The sequence below is a fragment of the Virgibacillus sp. M23 genome (assembly GCF_034190895.1).
In the GTDB taxonomy this organism is placed as follows: domain Bacteria; phylum Bacillota; class Bacilli; order Bacillales; family Amphibacillaceae; genus Virgibacillus; species Virgibacillus salarius.
On sequence record NZ_JAWDHA010000020.1, the window covers coordinates 41,773 to 62,069 of the forward strand.

At 36.1% G+C, this 20,297-nt stretch carries 21 protein-coding genes and 1 pseudogene; 5 read left to right on the top strand and 17 right to left on the bottom strand.

The window, feature by feature from the left end:
• Positions 1-288: 288 nt before the first annotated feature.
• From RVS70_RS10130 to RVS70_RS10145, 4 genes are all read right to left on the bottom strand, one after another.
• On the bottom strand, positions 289-1,662 hold the full coding sequence (locus tag RVS70_RS10130; protein WP_051388448.1) for a (Fe-S)-binding protein: 1,374 nt from the start codon (positions 1,660-1,662) through the stop codon (positions 289-291).
• Complete coding sequence (glcD, locus tag RVS70_RS10135) at positions 1,662-3,074, bottom strand: glycolate oxidase subunit GlcD (protein WP_321133171.1); 1,413 nt, start codon at positions 3,072-3,074, stop codon at positions 1,662-1,664. The genes RVS70_RS10130 and glcD overlap by 1 nt, the downstream gene beginning before the upstream one ends.
• A 136-nt stretch (positions 3,075-3,210) precedes the next feature.
• A complete protein-coding gene (locus tag RVS70_RS10140) occupies positions 3,211-4,332 on the bottom strand; it encodes a CdaR family transcriptional regulator (protein WP_026682782.1) in 1,122 nt (373 codons plus the stop codon).
• A 186-nt stretch (positions 4,333-4,518) separates the two neighbouring features.
• A complete protein-coding gene (locus RVS70_RS10145) occupies positions 4,519-5,094 on the bottom strand; it encodes a peroxiredoxin family protein (protein WP_026682783.1) in 576 nt (191 codons plus the stop codon).
• 95 nt (positions 5,095-5,189) lie between these two features.
• Between RVS70_RS10145 and RVS70_RS10150 the strand changes: the two genes are divergently transcribed.
• On the top strand, positions 5,190-6,176 hold the full coding sequence (locus RVS70_RS10150) for a P1 family peptidase (protein WP_026682784.1): 987 nt from the start codon (positions 5,190-5,192) through the stop codon (positions 6,174-6,176).
• A 398-nt stretch (positions 6,177-6,574) separates the two neighbouring features.
• Here the strand turns inward: RVS70_RS10150 and RVS70_RS10155 are convergent, their stop codons facing one another.
• The 5 genes from RVS70_RS10155 to RVS70_RS10175 all read right to left on the bottom strand — a co-directional run bounded on the left by RVS70_RS10155 (position 6,575) and on the right by RVS70_RS10175 (position 11,301).
• Positions 6,575-7,780 carry an N-acetylmuramoyl-L-alanine amidase gene (locus RVS70_RS10155; protein ID WP_321133173.1) on the bottom strand — a complete coding sequence of 402 codons (1,206 nt, stop codon included), beginning with the start codon at positions 7,778-7,780 and terminating at the stop codon, positions 6,575-6,577.
• Positions 7,781-8,289: 509 nt separating this feature from the next.
• A complete protein-coding gene (locus RVS70_RS10160) occupies positions 8,290-8,520 on the bottom strand; it encodes an excisionase family DNA-binding protein (RefSeq protein WP_026682786.1) in 231 nt (76 codons plus the stop codon).
• Positions 8,521-8,597: 77 nt separating this feature from the next.
• Positions 8,598-8,873 (bottom strand): GNAT family N-acetyltransferase, encoded by a 276-nt coding sequence (locus tag RVS70_RS10165; protein WP_026682787.1) that lies wholly within the window; start codon positions 8,871-8,873, stop codon positions 8,598-8,600.
• Positions 8,874-8,956: 83 nt separating this feature from the next.
• Positions 8,957-9,793, bottom strand: coding sequence for a GNAT family N-acetyltransferase (locus RVS70_RS10170; RefSeq protein ID WP_321133174.1), 837 nt, complete (start codon positions 9,791-9,793; stop codon positions 8,957-8,959).
• 47 nt (positions 9,794-9,840) lie between these two features.
• Positions 9,841-11,301 carry a LuxR C-terminal-related transcriptional regulator gene (locus RVS70_RS10175; RefSeq protein WP_162986372.1) on the bottom strand — a complete coding sequence of 487 codons (1,461 nt, stop codon included), beginning with the start codon at positions 11,299-11,301 and terminating at the stop codon, positions 9,841-9,843.
• Between the two features lie 405 nt (positions 11,302-11,706).
• On the opposite strand from RVS70_RS10175, the gene RVS70_RS10180 reads away from it, so the two are divergent.
• Both RVS70_RS10180 and RVS70_RS10185 read left to right on the top strand, forming a co-directional pair.
• Positions 11,707-12,459, top strand: a complete 753-nt coding sequence (locus RVS70_RS10180) for an SDR family NAD(P)-dependent oxidoreductase (protein WP_121604700.1) — start codon at positions 11,707-11,709, stop codon at positions 12,457-12,459.
• A 14-nt stretch (positions 12,460-12,473) separates the two neighbouring features.
• Positions 12,474-13,217: an SDR family NAD(P)-dependent oxidoreductase gene (locus tag RVS70_RS10185; protein ID WP_026681734.1), complete on the top strand. Its 744-nt coding sequence runs from the start codon at positions 12,474-12,476 to the stop codon at positions 13,215-13,217.
• Positions 13,218-13,500: 283 nt separating this feature from the next.
• Here RVS70_RS10185 and RVS70_RS10190 read toward each other — a convergent pair whose 3' ends face one another.
• The 7 genes and pseudogenes from RVS70_RS10190 to RVS70_RS10220 form a co-directional block, all read right to left on the bottom strand.
• Complete coding sequence (locus tag RVS70_RS10190; RefSeq protein ID WP_321133177.1) at positions 13,501-14,151, bottom strand: hypothetical protein; 651 nt, start codon at positions 14,149-14,151, stop codon at positions 13,501-13,503.
• Positions 14,151-14,363: a hypothetical protein gene (locus tag RVS70_RS10195; RefSeq protein ID WP_321133179.1), complete on the bottom strand. Its 213-nt coding sequence runs from the start codon at positions 14,361-14,363 to the stop codon at positions 14,151-14,153. Before RVS70_RS10195 ends, RVS70_RS10190 begins: the two co-directional genes overlap by 1 nt.
• A 20-nt stretch (positions 14,364-14,383) precedes the next feature.
• Entirely contained in the window at positions 14,384-14,578 is a 195-nt protein-coding gene (locus RVS70_RS10200; RefSeq protein WP_228089015.1) for a hypothetical protein, read from the bottom strand.
• 73 nt (positions 14,579-14,651) lie between these two features.
• Positions 14,652-15,686 carry a S66 peptidase family protein gene (locus tag RVS70_RS10205; protein WP_166530936.1) on the bottom strand — a complete coding sequence of 345 codons (1,035 nt, stop codon included), beginning with the start codon at positions 15,684-15,686 and terminating at the stop codon, positions 14,652-14,654.
• 64 nt (positions 15,687-15,750) lie between these two features.
• The gene (locus tag RVS70_RS10210; protein WP_321133182.1) at positions 15,751-16,224 is read right to left on the bottom strand and encodes an isochorismatase; all 474 of its coding nucleotides are present in this window, start codon (positions 16,222-16,224) and stop codon (positions 15,751-15,753) included.
• A 226-nt stretch (positions 16,225-16,450) separates the two neighbouring features.
• A pseudogene (locus tag RVS70_RS10215) lies at positions 16,451-16,555 on the bottom strand (IS200/IS605 family transposase); the annotation flags it as partial.
• Positions 16,556-17,337: 782 nt separating this feature from the next.
• A complete protein-coding gene (locus tag RVS70_RS10220) occupies positions 17,338-17,796 on the bottom strand; it encodes an Rrf2 family transcriptional regulator (RefSeq protein ID WP_026681739.1) in 459 nt (152 codons plus the stop codon).
• Positions 17,797-17,993: 197 nt separating this feature from the next.
• On the opposite strand from RVS70_RS10220, the gene RVS70_RS10225 reads away from it, so the two are divergent.
• Together RVS70_RS10225 and RVS70_RS10230 are read left to right on the top strand one after the other, a co-directional pair.
• Complete coding sequence (locus tag RVS70_RS10225; protein WP_026681740.1) at positions 17,994-18,635, top strand: NAD(P)-dependent oxidoreductase; 642 nt, start codon at positions 17,994-17,996, stop codon at positions 18,633-18,635.
• Between the two features lie 665 nt (positions 18,636-19,300).
• On the top strand, positions 19,301-19,501 hold the full coding sequence (locus tag RVS70_RS10230; RefSeq protein WP_034679208.1) for an aspartyl-phosphate phosphatase Spo0E family protein: 201 nt from the start codon (positions 19,301-19,303) through the stop codon (positions 19,499-19,501).
• 8 nt (positions 19,502-19,509) lie between these two features.
• Here the strand turns inward: RVS70_RS10230 and RVS70_RS10235 are convergent, their stop codons facing one another.
• The gene (locus RVS70_RS10235) at positions 19,510-19,782 is read right to left on the bottom strand and encodes a hypothetical protein (protein ID WP_166530778.1); all 273 of its coding nucleotides are present in this window, start codon (positions 19,780-19,782) and stop codon (positions 19,510-19,512) included.
• Positions 19,783-20,297: the final 515 nt, after the last annotated feature.

Here is a 20,297-nt window from a genome sequence, read left to right on the forward strand (position 1 = left end):
ATCTCCTTTGGAGCAAACGAATGGAAAGGAGATTGATCCAAAGCCATGTATAGTGGAAATGACGGAAAATGCTAATATTCTATGATATTCTATGAGATGAAAAATAGTATAAAGAAGATGTAGTAAAAGGTCTAACTCTTTCCCACGGAATATTGCATATTTCCGTGATTAGAAAAAGGAGCTGTCTTTTTGAAGTGACAGCTCCTTTTTTGTAGTCTAGGAGATATTTTATCTCCTTTAGCTCGCTCCAGTCATTACGTTTCTAATTTGGCGCTAGCACTTTTGTTCTTATGTCTGCATAGCTAAAAATTGTTGATTACTTGATTCGTTTGTAGCATTCGCATTCTCATATGCTTCAAGTAGTAAATCAACGATATGCACAGCTTGCATTTCATCAGATAATCCTTCACGCTCAATCCCAAGCTTCATCTGCAATAAACAACCTGGGTTAGCAGTAACAATCATTTTTGCCTCTGTTTTCTGTACCTGCTCCATTTTGTAATCTAAAATTTGCATAGACATTTCCGATTGTACAATATTGTAGATACCTGCTGAACCGCAGCATCGGCTTGCATCCTTCATTTCTACATACCGAACACCTTCGATAGACTCAAGTAATTGTCTAGGCTCCATAAACGTCTTTTGTCCATTTTTCAGATGGCAAGAGTCTTGATAGGTAATAATTTTTTTCTCAAGCGCAAGCGGTTGTTTATGAAAATCTAATTCAATTAATATACTTGTTATATCTTTAATCTTAGCACAAAAACTTTTCGCACGTTCACTCCATACAGGATCATCCTTTAGGAGATGATCATATTCTACTAAAAAGGCACCACAGCCTCCCGCATTGGTAATAATAAAATCAACACCCGCTACTTCAAATGCCTGAATATTACGTTTTGCCATTTCTTTTGCTTGTTTCAATTCCCCACTATGACCATGTAGAGCACCACAGCATGCTTGCGTATCAGGAACGACAATTTCACAACCTGCATACTGTAACAATTTTACGGTGGCATCATTTGTGCGCATAAACATTGTATCCATTAAACAACCAGAGAAAAAGGCAACTTTCTTCTTTCGTTCCTTTACTAGTGGCTGTAAGTGGCGTGGTCGAGCCTTCATTTCACTTTTTTTCGGAACTTTTGGCAACACCTTTTCCATTGTACGCATACTTTCAGGAAATAGCTTCATTATACCTGTTGCCTGTGCTAGCTTCTGCGCACCCGACCTCTGATAAAAACTCAATAATCCCGTTAGCCCTACCATTCGATTTTGATGTGGAAAAATACCTTTAAAAAAGATACCCTTCATAACTTTTTCAGGTACGGTTTGTTTTTTATTTTGATAAATCGCATCCCTAGCTTGCTCTAACAATCTACCAAAATTCACACCAGAAGGACAAACTGGTTCACATGCCCTACAACCAAGACACATATCAATGGATTGCTTTACTTCTTCACTCGGCTCAATAACACCATCTACAAGCCCCTTCATTAATGCAATCCTACCTCTAGGTGAATGGACCTCATTTCTTCCCGTTTCAATATACGTTGGACAAGTTGGTAAACAGAAACCACACCTGGTACAATTCATTAATTCATCGTAATCCATTTTTTCTTTGAATGCTGACTGAATTTGCTTTTTTTCCTGTTTATCCATCATTGTTCAACCACCACTCTTTTTCTTTCAGTGGTCTCAAACATTTTACCCGGATTCATAATCATATTTGGATCAATCGCTTTTTTAATGCTACGCATCGCTTCCACTCCATGCTCACCAGCCTTCAAATGTAAATATGGAAGCTTCATCATACCTACTCCATGCTCGCCAGTAATTGTCCCACCAAGATCCACTGCTTTTTGAAAGATTTCCGCAAATGCTTTTTCAACTAATTCGATTTCTTCTTCATTTCGAGCATCCGTTAAGCACGTCGGGTGTAAATTCCCATCTCCTGCGTGACCGAATGTACAGATGTTTAATTGATATTTTTCTGCTATTTCACCGATTGCTTTTACCATTTCTGCAATTTCTGAACGCGGGACTGTTGCATCCTCTAATATGGTGGTTGGCTTTAATCGTGACAAAGCTGATAAAGCTGATCTCCTTGCTGCAGTTAATTGATCTGCTTCCTCATTAGTCCTTGCTACCTGAACATCAAACGCTCGATTTTCCTTACATAACGCTTCTATTTTCTCCATGTCGCGAGCAACTACTTCTGCTGCACCATCTTGTTCAATTAACAAAACGGCTTTTGCTTCTGTTGGTAACCCGATTTTTGCAAAATCCTCAACTACCTGAACCGTTGCTTGATCAAGAAATTCCAACGTTGCAGGAATAATTCGGTTAGCAATAATCGCGGAAACCGTTTCTGCAGCAGCTTCTAAATCCTCATAAAGTGCAAGCATTGTCTTTTTTGTCTCGGGTTGTGGTATTAATTTCAGGATCGCTTCCGTAATGACACCAAGCGTTCCTTCAGCACCTATATATAATCTGGTTAAGTCATAGCCAGCAACATCCTTAGCTAGCTTTCCACCTGTTCGAATGATTTCACCGTTAGGGAGCACAACCTCTAGACCAAGAACATAATCTCTCGTTACCCCATATTTGAGTCCACGAAGACCACCGGAATTCTCACTAATATTGCCACCAATCTGAGAAATATGCATCGAACCAGGATCGGGTGGATAAAACAATCCAACTTCTATGGCTGCCTCCAAAATTTCTTTTGTATAAACACCTGGTTGAACGGTCATCGTTAAATTTTCTTGATCAATCTCTAAGATCTGATTCATGTGCTTGAATATCAAAACGATTCCCCCCTCTGTTGGGGTTGTACCTGCACATAAATTCGTTCCTGAACCACGTGGTACAATTGGGATTTTATACTCGTTACAGAGCTTGACAACTGCCGCTACCTCCTGTTTATTACGCGGAGCGACCATAGCATCAGGAAGTGCTTGATATCTTGCAGTAGAATCGTAGGAATAAGCTAATAAGCTAGCATTATTATCTTCCACATTTTCCACTCCAACAATGGAAACCAGTTTTTCTTTTACATTCATATGTAACATATACATTCTCCTAATTAGTCATCATACTTCTATTTTATGAAATAATAAAAGAAAAATATATGTGCGATTGCACAAATATTTTTCTTAGTAAGCGAATTCCTTTATACATATGAACAAAAAGTTTAACACATTTTAGTTATGTCTTCCTTTTTTCATTATAAAATCGATGACTTATATATAAAAGCATTAAATCGTCTACATTTCTCACATTTAATTTTGTTACATCCGCAATTCGATTTAAACGATAGTGCAGTGTGTTTTTATGAATATGTAATTTATCTGCTGTTAATTGCACTGCCATATTATTCTCGAACCAACTTGATAGTGTTTGCATTAATTCTTCCTCTTGAATTAACGCTCCTATTGAACGTAGGACAAACTGATCTTTTGTCTCTGCGGATAATTCATGTGTCAACATCTCAAAACGTAGATCTGCTTCAAAAACAACGGGATGTTTAGAATTAGCATATTCACTAGATTTATTCGCCTGCTGGAACGAGTAAGATAATCTTTTTGAATCGTTTTTATTGCCAACGCCTGCATATAGCTGAATATCCATTTCCTTTTTTATATGAGTAATAAATGAGAGCAGCTTTTCAGTTAGCCTATCCTTTTCTACCGCTTCCAGCAGCATAACAATTTTTTCTTGTCCCCAGCGAATAAATAATGCGTTTATCGTTGAACTCCATAATTTCTTTACCATTTCAAGTTGGTTATACGTCAGATTTATTTTTAGATAATCACACTTAAAAACAACAACCTGATCATAGGAAAACATATCAATATGAAGAAAGTCGCTTCGCTCTAATAATTGTGAAAAATCCCCTGTATGGTTAAGCCAATCAAAAATAAAAAATTCCAAATCACGTGTTTTACTTTCCTGATTAATTCGAGCAACGGAGTCATGAATAAATAATTCAGTAACCTTTTGTACGAGCATTGCATATGGTTCTACAACACTAGGTTCGCCAGTTATTCCTAAAACTCCCATCGGTTTATCTTCAATAATAATAGGTAGTACAACACCAGGGCGGACTCCTCGTAGTCGCTTTACATCGTCATCTGTCATAATCATCTTTTCCTTGTTTTTCATAGCAAGATAGGAGCCCTCATGAAAACTACCAATACGATCCGAGTTTGTACTTGCAACGATTACACCTTGCTCATTTGTCAATATAACCTGTTCATCTATTAAACGATTAATTTCTCGTACGATCGCATTATATATTTGATCTGTATGAAATAGAACATTGTCCAATAGCTTCACCTACTAATTCGCTTAGTTATTTCATCTATTCTATCACTATTATGATCGCATAGAAAAGAAATACTCATTTACGAGGCGGTGACAAAAGTGTTTAAATCAACCAAAAACAGAACAACGATAAATGTTGGTTTTCACCGGTATGGCATGTAAACGGATTGGATTATAGAACACCAAATGTTATTCTAACTTCTGAAATTCCTGAATCATTAACTCATAGCTCATTGCTCCGAAGGCTTTATATTGAATATGCCCTTTGGAATCAATTAAGTACGTAGTCGGTATTGGTTTGATTTGATATCTGTCACTGACTTCTGCTGCTTCATCCAATAAGATTGGAAACGTCAGCTTATATTGCTTTATAAAGTTAGTAACATCACTTTTTTTCCGCTCTGTACTTGTTAAATTAACAGCAAGTAATACGACATCTTTGTCTTGATAGAAGCGTTGCATTGCTGGCATTTCATCACGACATGGTGGACACCATGATGCCCAGAAATTTAACATTACTTTTTTTCCACGAAAATCTGATAAACGATATTTCTTACCATCTAGACCTTTTAACGTAAAATCTGGTGCTAGTTTCCCTACTTGAAGCCCTTCATCGATATCACTTGGACTGTTATCACTACTAACAGACACACTTTCCTGCTTTGTATCGTTGGTAGTAGATGGTTGTTCTACGATAATATACAGCATATAAATAATGGTAATTATAGCTACCAACAATGGTAGGTATAGCGTCACTCGCTTCATAAATGCCCTCCTTGACATACTATTTAGGACTATTATTCCACATACGCTAGGAGAACATACTTTGCTATAATACTTTAAAAAAGGAGTAATTATTCATGAAACTACAAAAAGGGATAAACAACTGTATTACCGATGTACATGATGTTCATGTAGGCCATGTAACACGATATGAAAAATTAAATGAGGAGCAAACCATTTGTACTGGTGTAACCGCTATATTGCCACACAGTGGTAATCTATTTCGAAAAAAAACACATGCTGGCAGCGCTGTATTAAATGGTTTTGGTAAAACAACTGGTCTTGTTCAACTGGAGGAGCTCGGTTTATTAGAATCACCAATTATGCTAACAAATACGTTTAGTGTCGGTTCTGTTTGGCAAGGAACGCTGCAATATATGCTTGAAACAACAAAAGAAATAGGAGATACTACTAGTTCCATTAATCTGGTCGTTGGCGAATGCAATGATAGTTATTTACATACAGCACGATACCCGGCAATTCAACCAGAACATGCCATCCAAGCCATTAGAAATGCAACTATACATCCAGTAAAAGAGGGCGCAGTAGGTGCTGGAAAAGGAATGGTATGTTTCGGCTATAAAGGCGGTATCGGCACTGCATCGCGAATCGTTACCCACCTGAATGAAAAGTATACTGTCGGCTGTCTTGTTGTAAGTAATTTTGGAAAGCGAGAAGATGCTTTATTTGCTGCTTGGGATAAAATATACTTAGACACACCAGATGGATCGATTATGATGGTGATTGCAACGGATGCTCCTATGTATCATAGGCAACTGAAACGGCTAGCCAAACGATGTGCTGCAGGACTAGGAAGAACTGGTAGTCATTTGGATAATGGTAGTGGCGACATTGCAATCGCCTTTTCCACAGCACATACATATGAGCATAAACGAAGTACGATGAACGACGCCATGACGTATCTCCGTGATGATCATCCTATTATGAATCAGTTATTTCAAGCAGTAGTCGAAGTGATTGAGGAAGGTGTTATTCGTTCATTAAAAAAAGCAGATACTACGAAAGGAAGAAAAGGAAGGGTCATTGAAAAGGCACCTTTCTAAGCTAGTACTTGCTAGCGATAGATTTATTTCAGCGCTGGTATGTTAATAGAAATTTAATTACTGATTTAATTAGCTTCACGAATTAACTTGTTAACATGAAAGAGGCTGGGAAAAAACACAACTTCTTTACTCAAAATACGAATAATCATGTTATCAATAGGAGGATCATCGCCGCACCGTGAAAATATATTCGCTTTCCGCAGGCTAGGCCTCAGCTAACTTGGCAAAGAAAAACACGTTACCACGTGGATCTTCGGACTTGTGCTGTTCCCGCCGGAGTCTCGCTTATTTCAGGTGCTAAATGAATGATTCTAATCAAAAAACGAACGATAATTAATTTCACCTAATTATCATTCGTTTTTTATTGTTTTTTCATTCTTTTATCTTAGTCTCTTTCTTTAATTAAAGTAATTCATCAAGCCTTCTACGATACTGTTTGCAACCGTATTTTGATAGTCTTCAGATTGTGCCATAGATAAATCACCTGGATTAGTAATGAACCCTAATTCTACTAATACGCTTGGAAAACGATTTTTACGTAAAACATAGAAGTTACTTTCTTTAATTCCACGACCTTGCAAAGATACATTTTGCTCCAGCGAACCTTGAATATTGCTAGCTAAATCACGGTTTTTTTCACCCGAATGGTAGTATGTTTCAATTCCATTCATTCTCATTAAGGGATGGGCATTGTAATGTAGACTAATAAATGCATGTGTATGATATAAATTACTTAATCTCACTCGCTCGTTCAGAGAAATGTAATAATCACTATTGCGTGTCAGAATAACCGTAGCACCGGCTTGACGCAGCTTTTGCTCCACGTGATCGGCAGTGCGCATAATTATATCTTTTTCGAACACACCGTTTACGCCTAGGGAACCCGGATCTTTCCCTCCATGTCCAGGGTCAATTACAATATTATATCCTTGAAGGGATCCAGTACTAGCAGTATTAGCTTCTCTTTTCTTCTGTTCATCTTTCTTCGTGGATTCCACTTTTTCCGCTTGGGTATTTTCTGTATTTTTTTTGCTAGTTTTCTTAGACACCTGCGTTTGATTTGTTTCGTTGACCTCAAATAAATATTGTGAAGCTACCCATGCTTCTTGTCCATCATAATACGTTTGTACCCAGCCAAAGAATTCCTTGTATACTCTAACTTTATCGCCGTTTTGTAATTGCCCTATTATCGGTGCATCGTGAGAAGGACCAGATCTTACATTTAGATTAGATGTCCCTGCAGCAAATACCTTATCTTTACTCGTTAAAGTTGCTGCATTCTGTGCTTTCGGTAGATTTTTTTGCGTATAGCCTGCCGCTTTCGCTGACGAGCTTGGTTTAAATAAATATTGTGAAGCAACCCATGCCTCTTGACCACCATAATACGTTTGTACCCAACCAAAAGACTCCTTATAAACTTTTACTCTATCACCTTTATCTAGCTTACCTATTATTGGTGCTTGATGATTAGGAGACGACCTTACATTTAAATTAGCTGATCCTACCTCATACATCTCGGCATCTTGGGCGCTAACAGGTAATTCGAATAAATTAATAAAAAGAATGATTACCATACTTATACTCACTGTTATGAGCCGCTTCATTAAATAAAAAGCCTCCTTCATTTTTCCTGTAGTTAGTTTTCATTACTAGATTATAGCAAAGATACAACATCATCCGCCAAAATTTACTAGAAATTAAAAAGAATTTACGTGTGTGCTAAAGGAAGACATTTACTGTTTATAGCTTATTTCTACGTTGTCTTCACTCTCTAACCTCCCTACTTATTTGTAAATAGATTCCTTAGGCTAGCGTCGTATCGTTACTGAAGCAAATGACTTAGTTAAATAAGGACTATTTACCTAATAATCTGAATATACTAAAATTATTATCTTCATATTAATTTATTTTATGTGCTTTGTCTACCAAAATCTACAATTTTAGACAAAATGACTCAGATTAGTTCATAAGTTTCATGTTAAGCATAGAGTGAACTTTCCATCAGTTGGTGAGCGTTTTCTTTATCCCCCACTGATGGTTAGTGGATCAATCCACATATAAAAAACCCGTATCACTTTAAATGTGTAATACGGGTTTTTTTATCGCTTTTTTTCTAATCCTCATCCTTAACATCTATATCTTCAGGAATTGGCTCATTCAAATAATCTAAAATCATTTTACGGTATTTTTCCACCTGCTCTAAATGTGTATGAAATTGCTCTTTATTAATCAGAAACTGTTCACCATCATGAACAGCACGTATTCTACCTTGTAGAACAAGCGCGTTAATCTTTGTTTCCTCCATAGACAAAAACTCCGCCGTTTCCGGTATGGTTAGATACATCATCCTCCATTCCTTTCTTCATCATTTTGGAAACGTAACTCACCTCTAACACGTACTATTAAACCCATCCCCGATTATTATACCAAGATATCACGATATTCTGGAGTTCTTTCCATTTTGTTTTTCGCATAGGAGCAAGCAGGTTTAATCTTTTTTTCTTCTCTCCGTGCAAATTTAACCACTTCATCAACTAATTTCCCTGCAACGCCTTGGCCACGTAATTCTTCCGATACTTTGGTATGAGTAATGATTATATGCCCTTCATCAGAAGTATCAAACGTAATTTCGGCTTCTGGATTTTGTTCATCATCTCCAATATAAAATTTATGATCTCCTTTTTTTACAGCTGCCATTATTCAACCGCTCCTCTAAAATGAATTTGTAAAGATAGTTTTAATAATAACTAAAAAAACTATTCAGTTTGGAGTAATCTTCTTTAAAATATGGGAATAATGACTGCTTTACATGCCTTTTCATAAAATTCAATCGGGCCTGCCCCACCAAGTATTGCATATTCATAACCAATTTCTTTCATATCTCGTAAGCAATGGTGTAATAAACCAAATCCAATTCCGTTTCCTCTTAAGTCTAACTTTACTCCCATTGGACCAAAATAGTTCTTTTTATTTTGAAAGATGTCAAAGGCAGCAAATCCCACATAGTTACGTTGCGAATCAGTAGCAACATAGATCGTATCTTTCCCTTCAACGAAAGCCCTTTCAATTGTTAATGACCATTCCCGCGAAAAGTGATCATAGACAAATGATACAAGCTTATTCCTATCTGTATGATATACACGTCGAATCCCGAATGAAGATGGAATATTTGGAAATGAATAATTACCAAGATGGGTAATCATATCTCTTGCTGTAGCTCCTAAGCTTATCATCATAAACTTATCATCATCCGTCAGTAGCTTGTCCACTTGATCTGTTCTTAACAAAGCTTTGAGTAAATGACCCTCGTTCAAATATATTTGATTGAATTTTTGCATATATCCAATAGCGGAAGCAAAAACAATTGTTACATCTTTTTCAACAGGTATAGAAAAGTATGAACTTGACATTTGCCTATAATCAAAGGTTTGAACGTTTTTATCCACACAACGCAATTCTTCAATACTAATGGAGCTCCAATAGGAAAGCTCAGCCAAAAAACTAGCGTCTTGCTTCAAAAAAGCGATTAATAAATGAAGAATGGACACTGTTTGTTTATCCGTTTTTGCCGCTTCTTCTTCTGCACATTCTATTATCATTTGCATTCTATCTGTCATTCGCATTACCATCCTACCCTCTTCCCTAAATCATATTATTCCTTGTATTATTTTAAGAGACCTAGACGGAAGCCAGTTGAAACAACTTGGGTGCGATTCCTTGCCTTTAGTTTCCCCATAAGACTACTGACATAGTCTCTAACTGTGTGTTCACTAAGATGTAAGTTTTCCCCCATTTGTCTATTGTCATAGCCCTCAGCTAATAGGGTTAAAATGTTTAATTCACGTTTTGTTAGTTGAATGCCGTAAAGTGGATGTACCTGGCCCTCGTGCTTTTGAATAAAATGCCCAATTCGCTTTCCTATTTCTTCAAGTAGCTCAAGCTCATCTTTAGCTACTTCAAATTCTTTTCCCATCTGATCGAGGGTAATCCAGCCTAACATTTCATGCTCGTAGTACACTGGCACAATAATTAAAGATGAAAGCTCAAACAGTTCAATGGTTTCTTTATTAATGGAAAGAGCAGGGTCTTTAATAAACATTGGTTTCTTGGTAATACGTATCTGATCAAATAGTTGATTCGGATAAAGTGGGCCTTTAAATCCTTGAACCTTTGATAATTCTGAACCGACTATCCCCTTAAATTCTTTAGACCAAGGGATATAGGCATATAATACACATCGATTATAGTGTAGTAATTCTTCACATTGCTTCATGATATAAGCGAGATCATCTACACCTACACAATCTAATAAAATCGTATTAAATCTATCTAATGTAAGTAATTTTTTCGTAATTGCTTTCTCCTGTCGATCATACTTTGTAATCAAATTACTTATTTGGGAAATATAATTAGCAATTGACGATTGTTCTTGAATAGTGAGCCCGAGTGACCCTTTTATATACAATGCTCCATCAGCTAATGGAAAGCACGGCAATTGATCGAGAAAACCTGGGCTTAATGATGTTTGAAAAGCGTCTGGTACAAAATGAAGACTACCATCAACTTCAGACCGCTTCCAGCTGCTCACAATCGGTGAAACGGCTTGTTGATTTTGTAGTAAATATAGTTCACCAATAGGATAACTTGCTAAATAAGATGTTATTAATATTTGAAAATCATGTGGGATTAGGCCACGTCTATCACGACTACGGTTGTTTGCAGAGGCATATATTTGAAATAACTTAGAAAAGGTTGATGATAAGAATAATATTCCCGATAATAACTGTTCATCTTTCGTTTCATCGTATAAATTTACAAATGCCTTCTCCAAAATGAAATAAAATGCATGTAGCCGTTTTACAGATAATACAGAAATATGACGTTGTATCCAGATGCTTAATAATTGATGAAACGCCAGTTTTGTTTTTAATTGATCGGAACCTGTAATTGTTTCAAAGAAAGAATTTGCAAGTATTCCTATTACTTCTTGTTCGTAATTGGTAAGTAATGAATCTAATTGAAGATGAATGTTCATATTCCCCTGCAATTGTTGCTTATGTGTCCTGATAAATCGTTTAAAATCCTCATTGGATATTTCTGGAATGAAATGAGCATGCTGTGTCAATTCTATTCTAACCCCCTTTATACCAAAACTTCCTATATTTGAACGGTATTTTATGACTATTTTCCCTCTATTCATAGGATATTCCTTTTTTCATATGCCATATACAATTTATATAACGTACGTATACCATTTTCGATAAATACGCATGAACACCAGTCGATTATCTATACTAAGAAAAGAATTACGAGAAATAGTCACAAAACTTGAATGCCGTAATACATCATCATGGAGTTACGGAATCACCATTATTATAAGAAAAATAATTTAGAAAGTACAAATTTTAAACTAATCATCCTATAGTTTTATTTGTATCCCTTCTTAAGGAGGTGTCTTTAGATAACTAGTAATGTATACATTACTAACAATAATAAAACCCTATTCATATAACTAGAAAGGACGATCGTGATCAAGCTAGAGAATAAAGTAGCCATCATTACAGGAGGAGGAACTGGAATTGGTAAGAAGACAGCCCTATTGTTTGCTAACGAAGGGGCGAAATTAGTCATCACAGATATTAACGAAGAATCTGGTAGAAAAACAGTAGACGAAATAAAAGCGTTAGGTTCGGAAGGGATTTTCATTAAGCATGATGTAAGTAATGAAGAGGATTGGAAGCAAGTAATTAATGAAACTATAAACCATTTCAGCACAATTGATGTGTTATTTAATAATGCTGGCATCTATATTATTAAACCACTTGTAGAAACTGAATTAGAAGAATGGAACCGTCTTATGTCGATTAACGTTACTGGTGTATTCTTGGGTATGAAACATGCTGTTCCAGTAATGGCAAAACAAAAAAGTGGGTCTGTCATTAATGCTTCCTCTGTAGCAGGGCTTAACGGTGCGCCAGGCCATGTTCTATATGGAGCTAGCAAAGGTGCTGTACGTATAATGACGAAGGATATTGCTATGGAGTATGCAAATACTGGAGTGCGCGTAAATTCTATCCATCCCGGTTATATTGAGACAGCAATGGCTAACTATGCAACTGAACAAACTGGTCATTCCAAAGAAGAATTAGACAAAACCTATCCACTTGGAAGAATGGGAAAGCCTGAAGAAGTAGCTAAAATGGTGCTATTTCTTGCTTCAGATGATGCTTCCTTCTCAACAGGAGCTGAGTTTGTAATTGATGGTGGAGCAACAGTAAACTAAAAGGAGTTTTTCAAATGAAATTAGCAGAAAAAATAGCAATTATTACTGGTGGCGCTAGCGGTATTGGAGAAGCAACTGTGCGATTATTTGTACAGGAAGGTGCTAAAGTAGCAATAGCGGACTTTTCAGACCATGGTCAAGAAATCTCGGATGAGCTGAATCAAAAAGGATATGAAACCATCTTTATAAAAACCGATGTTTCCAACGAGGAACATACAAAAAATATGATTAATCAAACGGTACGACATTTTGGCAGAGTGGACATTATGTTTGCAAATGCTGGAATTGCGAATGACGCAAATATCCATGAGCTATCCTACGATAAGTGGAAAAAAACAATTGATATTAATTTATCAGGCGTTTATCTTTCCGATAAATACGCCATTGAGCAAATGCGGCAGCAGGAGGATGGTGGAGTTATTGTAAATAGCGGGTCCATTCACAGCTTCGTAGGGAAGGATAGTGTAACCGCCTATTCCGCAGCAAAAGGTGGTGTAAAACTACTTACCCAAACATTAGGTATTGCTTACGCCAAAGAAGGCATACGTGTTAATGCTATTTGCCCAGGGTACATTGATACTCCATTAATCGCCAAATCTTCGCCAGAAGTAAAGGACCATCTTGTTAGTCTCCATCCAATGGGAAGACTGGGTAAAGCAGAAGAAGTTGCTAAATCCGTGTTGTTTTTAGCAAGTGACGATGCCTCATTTATTGCTGGAACAACTCTATTAGTAGACGGTGGCTATACTGCGCAATAAGCTAAAAATAAACATAAAGCGTAATGTTAACAATGCTTTAGTAGAATATTCATAGAAACGACCTGTCCCAATAACTGCTTTAAAAGCACAACTAGCTATGTCAGACTTCCATATGAGTTTCACACGCCAATTATAGTATGGATTAGTCTAAGGGCCAGTGCCGTTTCTATTTTACATACTAGTTACTACCAGTCCAGCAATGACGAGTCTTTTAGTGGGCAATTTCTAAATCTGTTAACGAAAAATGAAACATACGCTCAAAATTTTCTTCATTATTTACAGATTATCCAGATCCATTGAGCGAATAAGTAATATCTGTCACTTTATGATGATTATCATATGGAACCCAGCCAAATCTTAGATGATGCTCGAAAATAAATCTATTAAATGTATTCGTCGCTTTAGTCGCTTCGAATGTTTTTATTTCCTCAATCATGCTTTTCCAATCATTTGGCAATTTACGTATACCATAAGAAGACGTATCAAGCGATATTTCATCCTTCATCTGTATGGCTGGATGATAATTAGTTCCAGAATAGCCTCGTTTTTTCTTCAGAAAAAAATCCAATGCTGCCACTTGGTCACGAGGATCTAAATTCCATACAAAATAATACGTTTCGGGATTATTCTCCTCTATTTTTAACACACGTGGTCGGAGATTAATCTTAACCCAATTCAATTTCCATTGATTTCTTTTCCATTCCCAGTAACTTCCTGAATACGTTTGATTTTCTGTAATAAATGGGACGAAGAAATGCCGTTCATCAATTTTTATTACATCTTGTTTTACGTTACTCTTAAATATAACCTCCTCTATTTCCAAAGCAATCTGCTCATCACTTAAGAATACACTAGGCTTAAACGGATAAAACCAATATATGAAAAATACTATAACAGCTGCTAATAAGCTAAACATTATTATTTTTTTATACATTATGATGACCCCTTTTCTTTTAGAAAAGGGGCAGATGATCGAAAATATAACTGCTTATCTTCCATCGAAATAAGTATACTTTCAAGATAAATGATAGGTGATTTTCCACTACCCCATTTTGTTTCGATGCCTGTTAATACATACGGAAAACATGCCTCTCTGTGATTTGAACCTAATGTATGTACTGCTTCAAACCATTTCCCGCTATCCACAGGCCTCTCAGCAAATGGATTCAAATTATTATTAAAAATAGTAATACTACACTAATTGGAAACACAGTAATATCAAAAGAACCAACTGTTAATTGTATGGAAATAAGTCCGATAATTAAAAATAAGATTGCTTTCCAGAAGCTCAAGGCTTGAGAATGCTTTTGAAACGTATGAAGTGCTATCACACCAAGTAATCCATATGCTATTATTACCATTATCAATTCAATTATATTATCTATACGAACAACCTTTTCAAAACGAAGCTAATCTAATCGTTATTTAAAGATGCTATTTCACACCACTTTCCAGAATGGTGAATGTTTGACGATCACAATTAATTTCAGCCATCGCCCCATACGGTAGAACGATTTTGGGTTCCGTATGACCAAAATTCAAGTTATAAAGGATAGGTAAATCTTCTAATTGATACTCTTGCATGACTAACTGAATAACTTCTTTATATTCTGCAAAATAAGCTTCATCTTTTGGTTTCCCAAAAACGATTCCGTTAGCAGCCTGCAAAATACCCTGTGCCGCATAGTTGCGTAACCAAGATTTCAAGAGATCTGGGGATGACTTGACCTCAGAAGTTTCGAAGAATATAATACTATCTTCCCAGTCCTTCTTAGCAGGCCAGAGCTCTGTTCCTTTTGCAATCTCCAAAACTTCTATACACCCTCCAATTAATCTACCAGACACCACTTCAGAGCCTTGAAGCAATTCATATCCATTATTATGTTGCATTGTTCTTTGTATCTGATTATTGGATTCAACTGCCCAATCTAAATATTCACTCGTCCATGCTTTAGCTGGCTTAATTTCACCTATAGGCTCTCGTGAAAATAACGTTTGTTTAATAGATTCAACAGTATACGCGTGCATTTCTACATTTTCGGCAAAATCAGTTAAAATCGCTGGACCATAGAATGATGTTATTCCTGCTTTATAACAGAACAAATGTAGGATTGTAACATCTGAATATCCTAGTAAAATCTTTGGATTATTTTTCATTACGTCAAAATCAATAAAGGGAAGCAATCGAATACTATCATCTCCACCAATGTTGGCAATAATTGCTTTAATTGACTTATCCTTAAATGCTGTCATTATATCATTAGCACGGGCTTGGGGATTTTTATATACATAATCTGAACCTTTTAGGCTATTAGGCATAGCCACCACTTCTAAACCAAATACATCTTCCAAACGTTTGACTCCCTGCTCATAACGGCGTCTTAATTCTGGATCACCAGCACCTCCCCAACTCGGACTTATAGTAGCAATACGATCTCCCTTTTTTAACATTTCTGGCTTTTTTAACATAAAACCACCACCCTGACTTTTCTGAGAAAGTTACCTTTCGTATGTATTGCTGCACGAGACTTTTTTATATATCAACATTTAATTGCTTCTGTAAATATTCCTCCACACTAGGTTGACCTGATGGATGATTCAGAACCGTACCCACCCAGCTATCCCTCTCAAAGCTCATTAGCTTAAGATCCCAACAGCACGCAATTAAGCTTGTATTAGTATATTCTTTAAACATATTTGGCTCCTCCTTGGTAGATATGTATACATGATGTTGAAGCTCATTTTCATTTGACCACCAATCGACAAATATAAAATTAGCATCCTTGCCATCGTGAACGCCGACAAAACCAGCTCCATACCGATTTTCAGTAATTGCAGGAACAGGCAAGCTTTGCTGTGCTATTTCTTTAGCCTTGCTAATTAAGTCATGACTTGGGAGATCATTTTTATAGGAAATGCCATACATTTTAATTTTCCAATCGTTGATCTCCCATAATTCTAGAAAACGAATTGGCCTTTTTTGATAACTTTCCGATAGTTCGATCAATAACCTCATTCCTTTCCTTATATAAATAACAGAACGATGCTTCTACACAATCTCTAATCCCTAAAATAATTTTGTGTAAATTAGTATTTTTCTGATTTTATTTCATGTAAGATAGCTTGTTCATCTTCATTATAACATTTTAATAATTTCAATATTAGTCTGTATTTTCTTTTAATCTTCTATATAATTCAATACACAGGAAGGTGAGATAAATGATCGATGATCGAATTTCTACATCTTTCATTTCACATAATCTTCGTAAAATTGGACTTATATCTCTTCGTAACTTTCCGTATATAACTTTTTGTCTATACTTTAGAATAAACACGATATGGTACTTACCATTTCACATTGTGTTGTGATAAATAATGTTACTCAACAAGAGTTGATCTCCTCTCGTTAGCGACCATTTTCTATTATAACCTTTGGAGATTTTTCTTTTACAACCCTACAAAGTTCATTTTTACTCAGGCAGAGCCTTTGGATTTTAAAGAAGTAATAAAAAAAGGCTGGGACAAAACACAACGTCTTTACTCAAAATGAATAATCATATTATCAATAGGAGTATTATCGCCGCACCGTGAAACTATACTCGCTTTCCGTGGGTACGGCCTCAGCTAACTTGGTAAAGAAAAACACGTTACCAAGTGGATCTTTGGACTCGTGCTGTTCCTGCCGGAGTCTCGCCTATTTCAGGTACTAAATTAATTATTCCAATTTAAACTTACCGTTCGTTTTTTATTGTTTCTTCATTCTTTTGTCTTAGCCTCTTTACCCGCGACACCACTTTCGAATCCTTTACTTTAAAAACGCCTTCAGTTAAATATTTTTCATAACCTGCTCATTTGAAGTATATGCGTAAACAGCTTGCCAGTCTTCCTGTCAAAAAACACGGATTAATAACCGTTCTGTTTGAATATATAGTGAAACTTCAATCAGTTGGGGGTTTTGTTTATCCCCCACTTATTGTTCATGCCACAAGGATATGACCTAAAGAGACCTTTGAACAATCGGACATATAACTGGCAGGGGGCTTACTGCCAGTTATATATGGGAGACATTTTCTACGCCTCCTCGTTGCTATGTTCACCCTTAATGTAACCTGATTATTGGTTAGCACTCACGTTGATTTTGACCAGCAACGGATTCTTCCTGCTTTAAAATATCTGAAACTACATCCTGAATCGTAACATTTTCCAATGACTTTTCTAATGCACGCTGCGCGGATGAAAATAATGGCTCAATAGCCGTTTGAATATTTCTTCCAACAAGACAGGAAGGGTTTGGACTTTCATGTCTTCCAAATAAATCTTTTTCTTGGACCACATTAACCGCCTTGTATACATCAAGTAAGGTGATATCAGATAAATCCTTGGCTAGTTCGGCACCAGCCACACCTGGGCGAACGTTTACTAACTGAGCTTTCTTAAGCATACCTATAATTTTTCTTATAACGACGGGATTCGTATTCACACTTTTAGCTATATATTCAGATGTATTAACATCTTCCTGGTTAATTCCAAGTAGAGATAATATATGAATACCAACAGCAAAGCGACTACTAATAGACATAGTGTTTCATTCCTTTAATAGATATTTATTATAATTATATATGATCAAAGTTGTAATAAAAAGAGTTACAATCGTTAAACCTAATAGGAAAAATAATTAAAATAAGCTATTAACGCTTGACAACAATAAACTTGTAACTTATATTATTACATGTAACATAAATAGTTACAAATAATCATTCCTGGAGGTTGTTATAAATGAAGATTGGAATTATTGGTGCTAGCGGTAAATCCGGAAGCCTTATTTTAAAGGAGGCCGTAAAAAGAAACCACGATGTAACAGCAATCGTAAGAGATGCTAAAAAAGTATCGAATGATACAGTGAACGTAATCGAGAAAAATATTTTTGATATAAAAACGGAAGATATAAAGCCTTATGATGTCATAGTTAATGCATTTAATGCACCTCATGGTGAGGAGCACCAGCATATTGATGCTGGTAGAGTATTAATAAACGCACTAAAGCAAGCACCACATACACGATTAATAGTGGTTGGGGGAGCTGGAAGCTTATTTGCTGATGAAAATAAAAGTACGCTCTTATTAGATACCCCTGATTTTCCGAAAGCATACCTTCCTACTGCTTCAAATATGGGAGAAAACCTTAAAGAACTACAAAATACAGCGGGGATTCAATGGACCTATATTAGCCCTGCTGCCATCTTTGATCCAGAAGGTCAACGGACTGGTTCATACCGATTAGGGAAAGACACGCTGATGCTAAATAATAAAGGCGAAAGTTACATTAGCTATGCAGACTATGCCATTAGTGTAGTGGATGAAATCGAAAATCCTCAACATAAAAATGAGCGTTTTACAGTAGTAGGAGAAGCTAAATAAAGATAAACTCAATTACGATCGGAACGTGGAGCTGTTTTGTCCATCAATAAACAAAACAGCTCCATTTATATGTGGGATAAAAAGGGGGAACGTAAACAGTTGAAAAGATCTTATCTAAATCATGTCATCTATATATAAATCTAGAAGATGGTATAGAGGACATAAACTAAAAACTCTGTCCATTCTGATGGAGAACAATACACTTCGCTATCTCCGGTAATATACGTAGCCTCCTTTGAAAAAAGAACACTTTTTTCTGCGTACGATATTATCGCTGCCGAAGGTTACCTTATCCTATCATAAAAAGACATTGTTAAACCCAGATAGTGTCAACGCGAGGGGGCTTACCAGCCACTACAGAGAGCTTAGTTGTACGGACCATCATTTTTATTTTTTAAAAATATACTCTTACATTTAAAATATACTCCTATTATTTCTATATAAGGTATTTTATTGTAATTATGGTACATAATACCCTTTGTTTTCTTAACTATTTTTCATTTGCTGTGGGCCAAAATGCGTGTAAACACTGTCGAATTTCACAACCTTTTGACTTTCTTTGTTGAATCTATTGCATTTTATCACGGAAATAATCATACTTATTTTTGTGTGTTTGAGACTTACGCCCTAACAATTTGTTAATGATGAAAGGAAGATTTAAGAAGATGGAAATTATTGAATCAAAATCTACTAATTTAAGTAAGAGAATTGATAGTAAGAAAAGAGAGATGATTGAGCTTGGTTTAAAGTATGGATTAACAGATAGCAGAACCATCCGTTGCAGCCAACAGCTCGATTCCCTTTTAAATATGCAAACAAGCATGAAAAAATTATATCTTGTCGGGTTAGTTGTAGGAATGAACTGAATGACTTTTCATTCATTCCCTGTAGTATACATAGATCGAATCTTTTCTAAATCATCTAAAATCTGGTTAACATCCTTTTGTTTTAAATAGATTGGCATTTGATCATATAGCGTTAATACTTGACCAGTTTCATTATTGGTTTGATTCAAATAATCATGCAGCTTGTTCAATTGATATTCGGTGAGAACAGATTCCATAGATAACTGTTTAAACTGCTTCCACTCAAATTCATTTGTTTCTAGATCTAAATCACCAGAAATAAGCTGACCAGTAAACTTCAAATTTATCAACTCCACTTAGATATTTCTTTTAGCTTATCCGATTCACATAAATATATGCTCTAGAGCTTGAGTTAAGCATTGCGTCCTATCTTGGTGTGATAAACTAAAGCTTCAATCAGTTGGGGGATTGTTATCCCCCACTTATCAATATTGATTTCACTTAATTGCTTGAAGTAGGGATATTACTGCCAGTTATCTGTGAGATAGAGAGGATGGGACAAAACACTCAAAATACGAATAATCATGTTATTAATAGGAGGGTCATCGCCGCACCGTGAAAATATACGCGCTTTCAGCGGGCACGGTCTCAGCTAACTCGATAAATAAAAACACGTTACCAAGGGAGCTTCGGACTCGTGCTGTTCCTGCCGGAGTCAAATTATTTATTAATAAGAAAAACTGAGCAAAATTCGCTCAGTCCTTATCACTACATGCTCAGATTTACGCTTCCTCTAGTAGCTATTATGGAATCACTCCGGCTGCCCACTTCCCTTTCCGTGGGGTTTGTCCTTCAG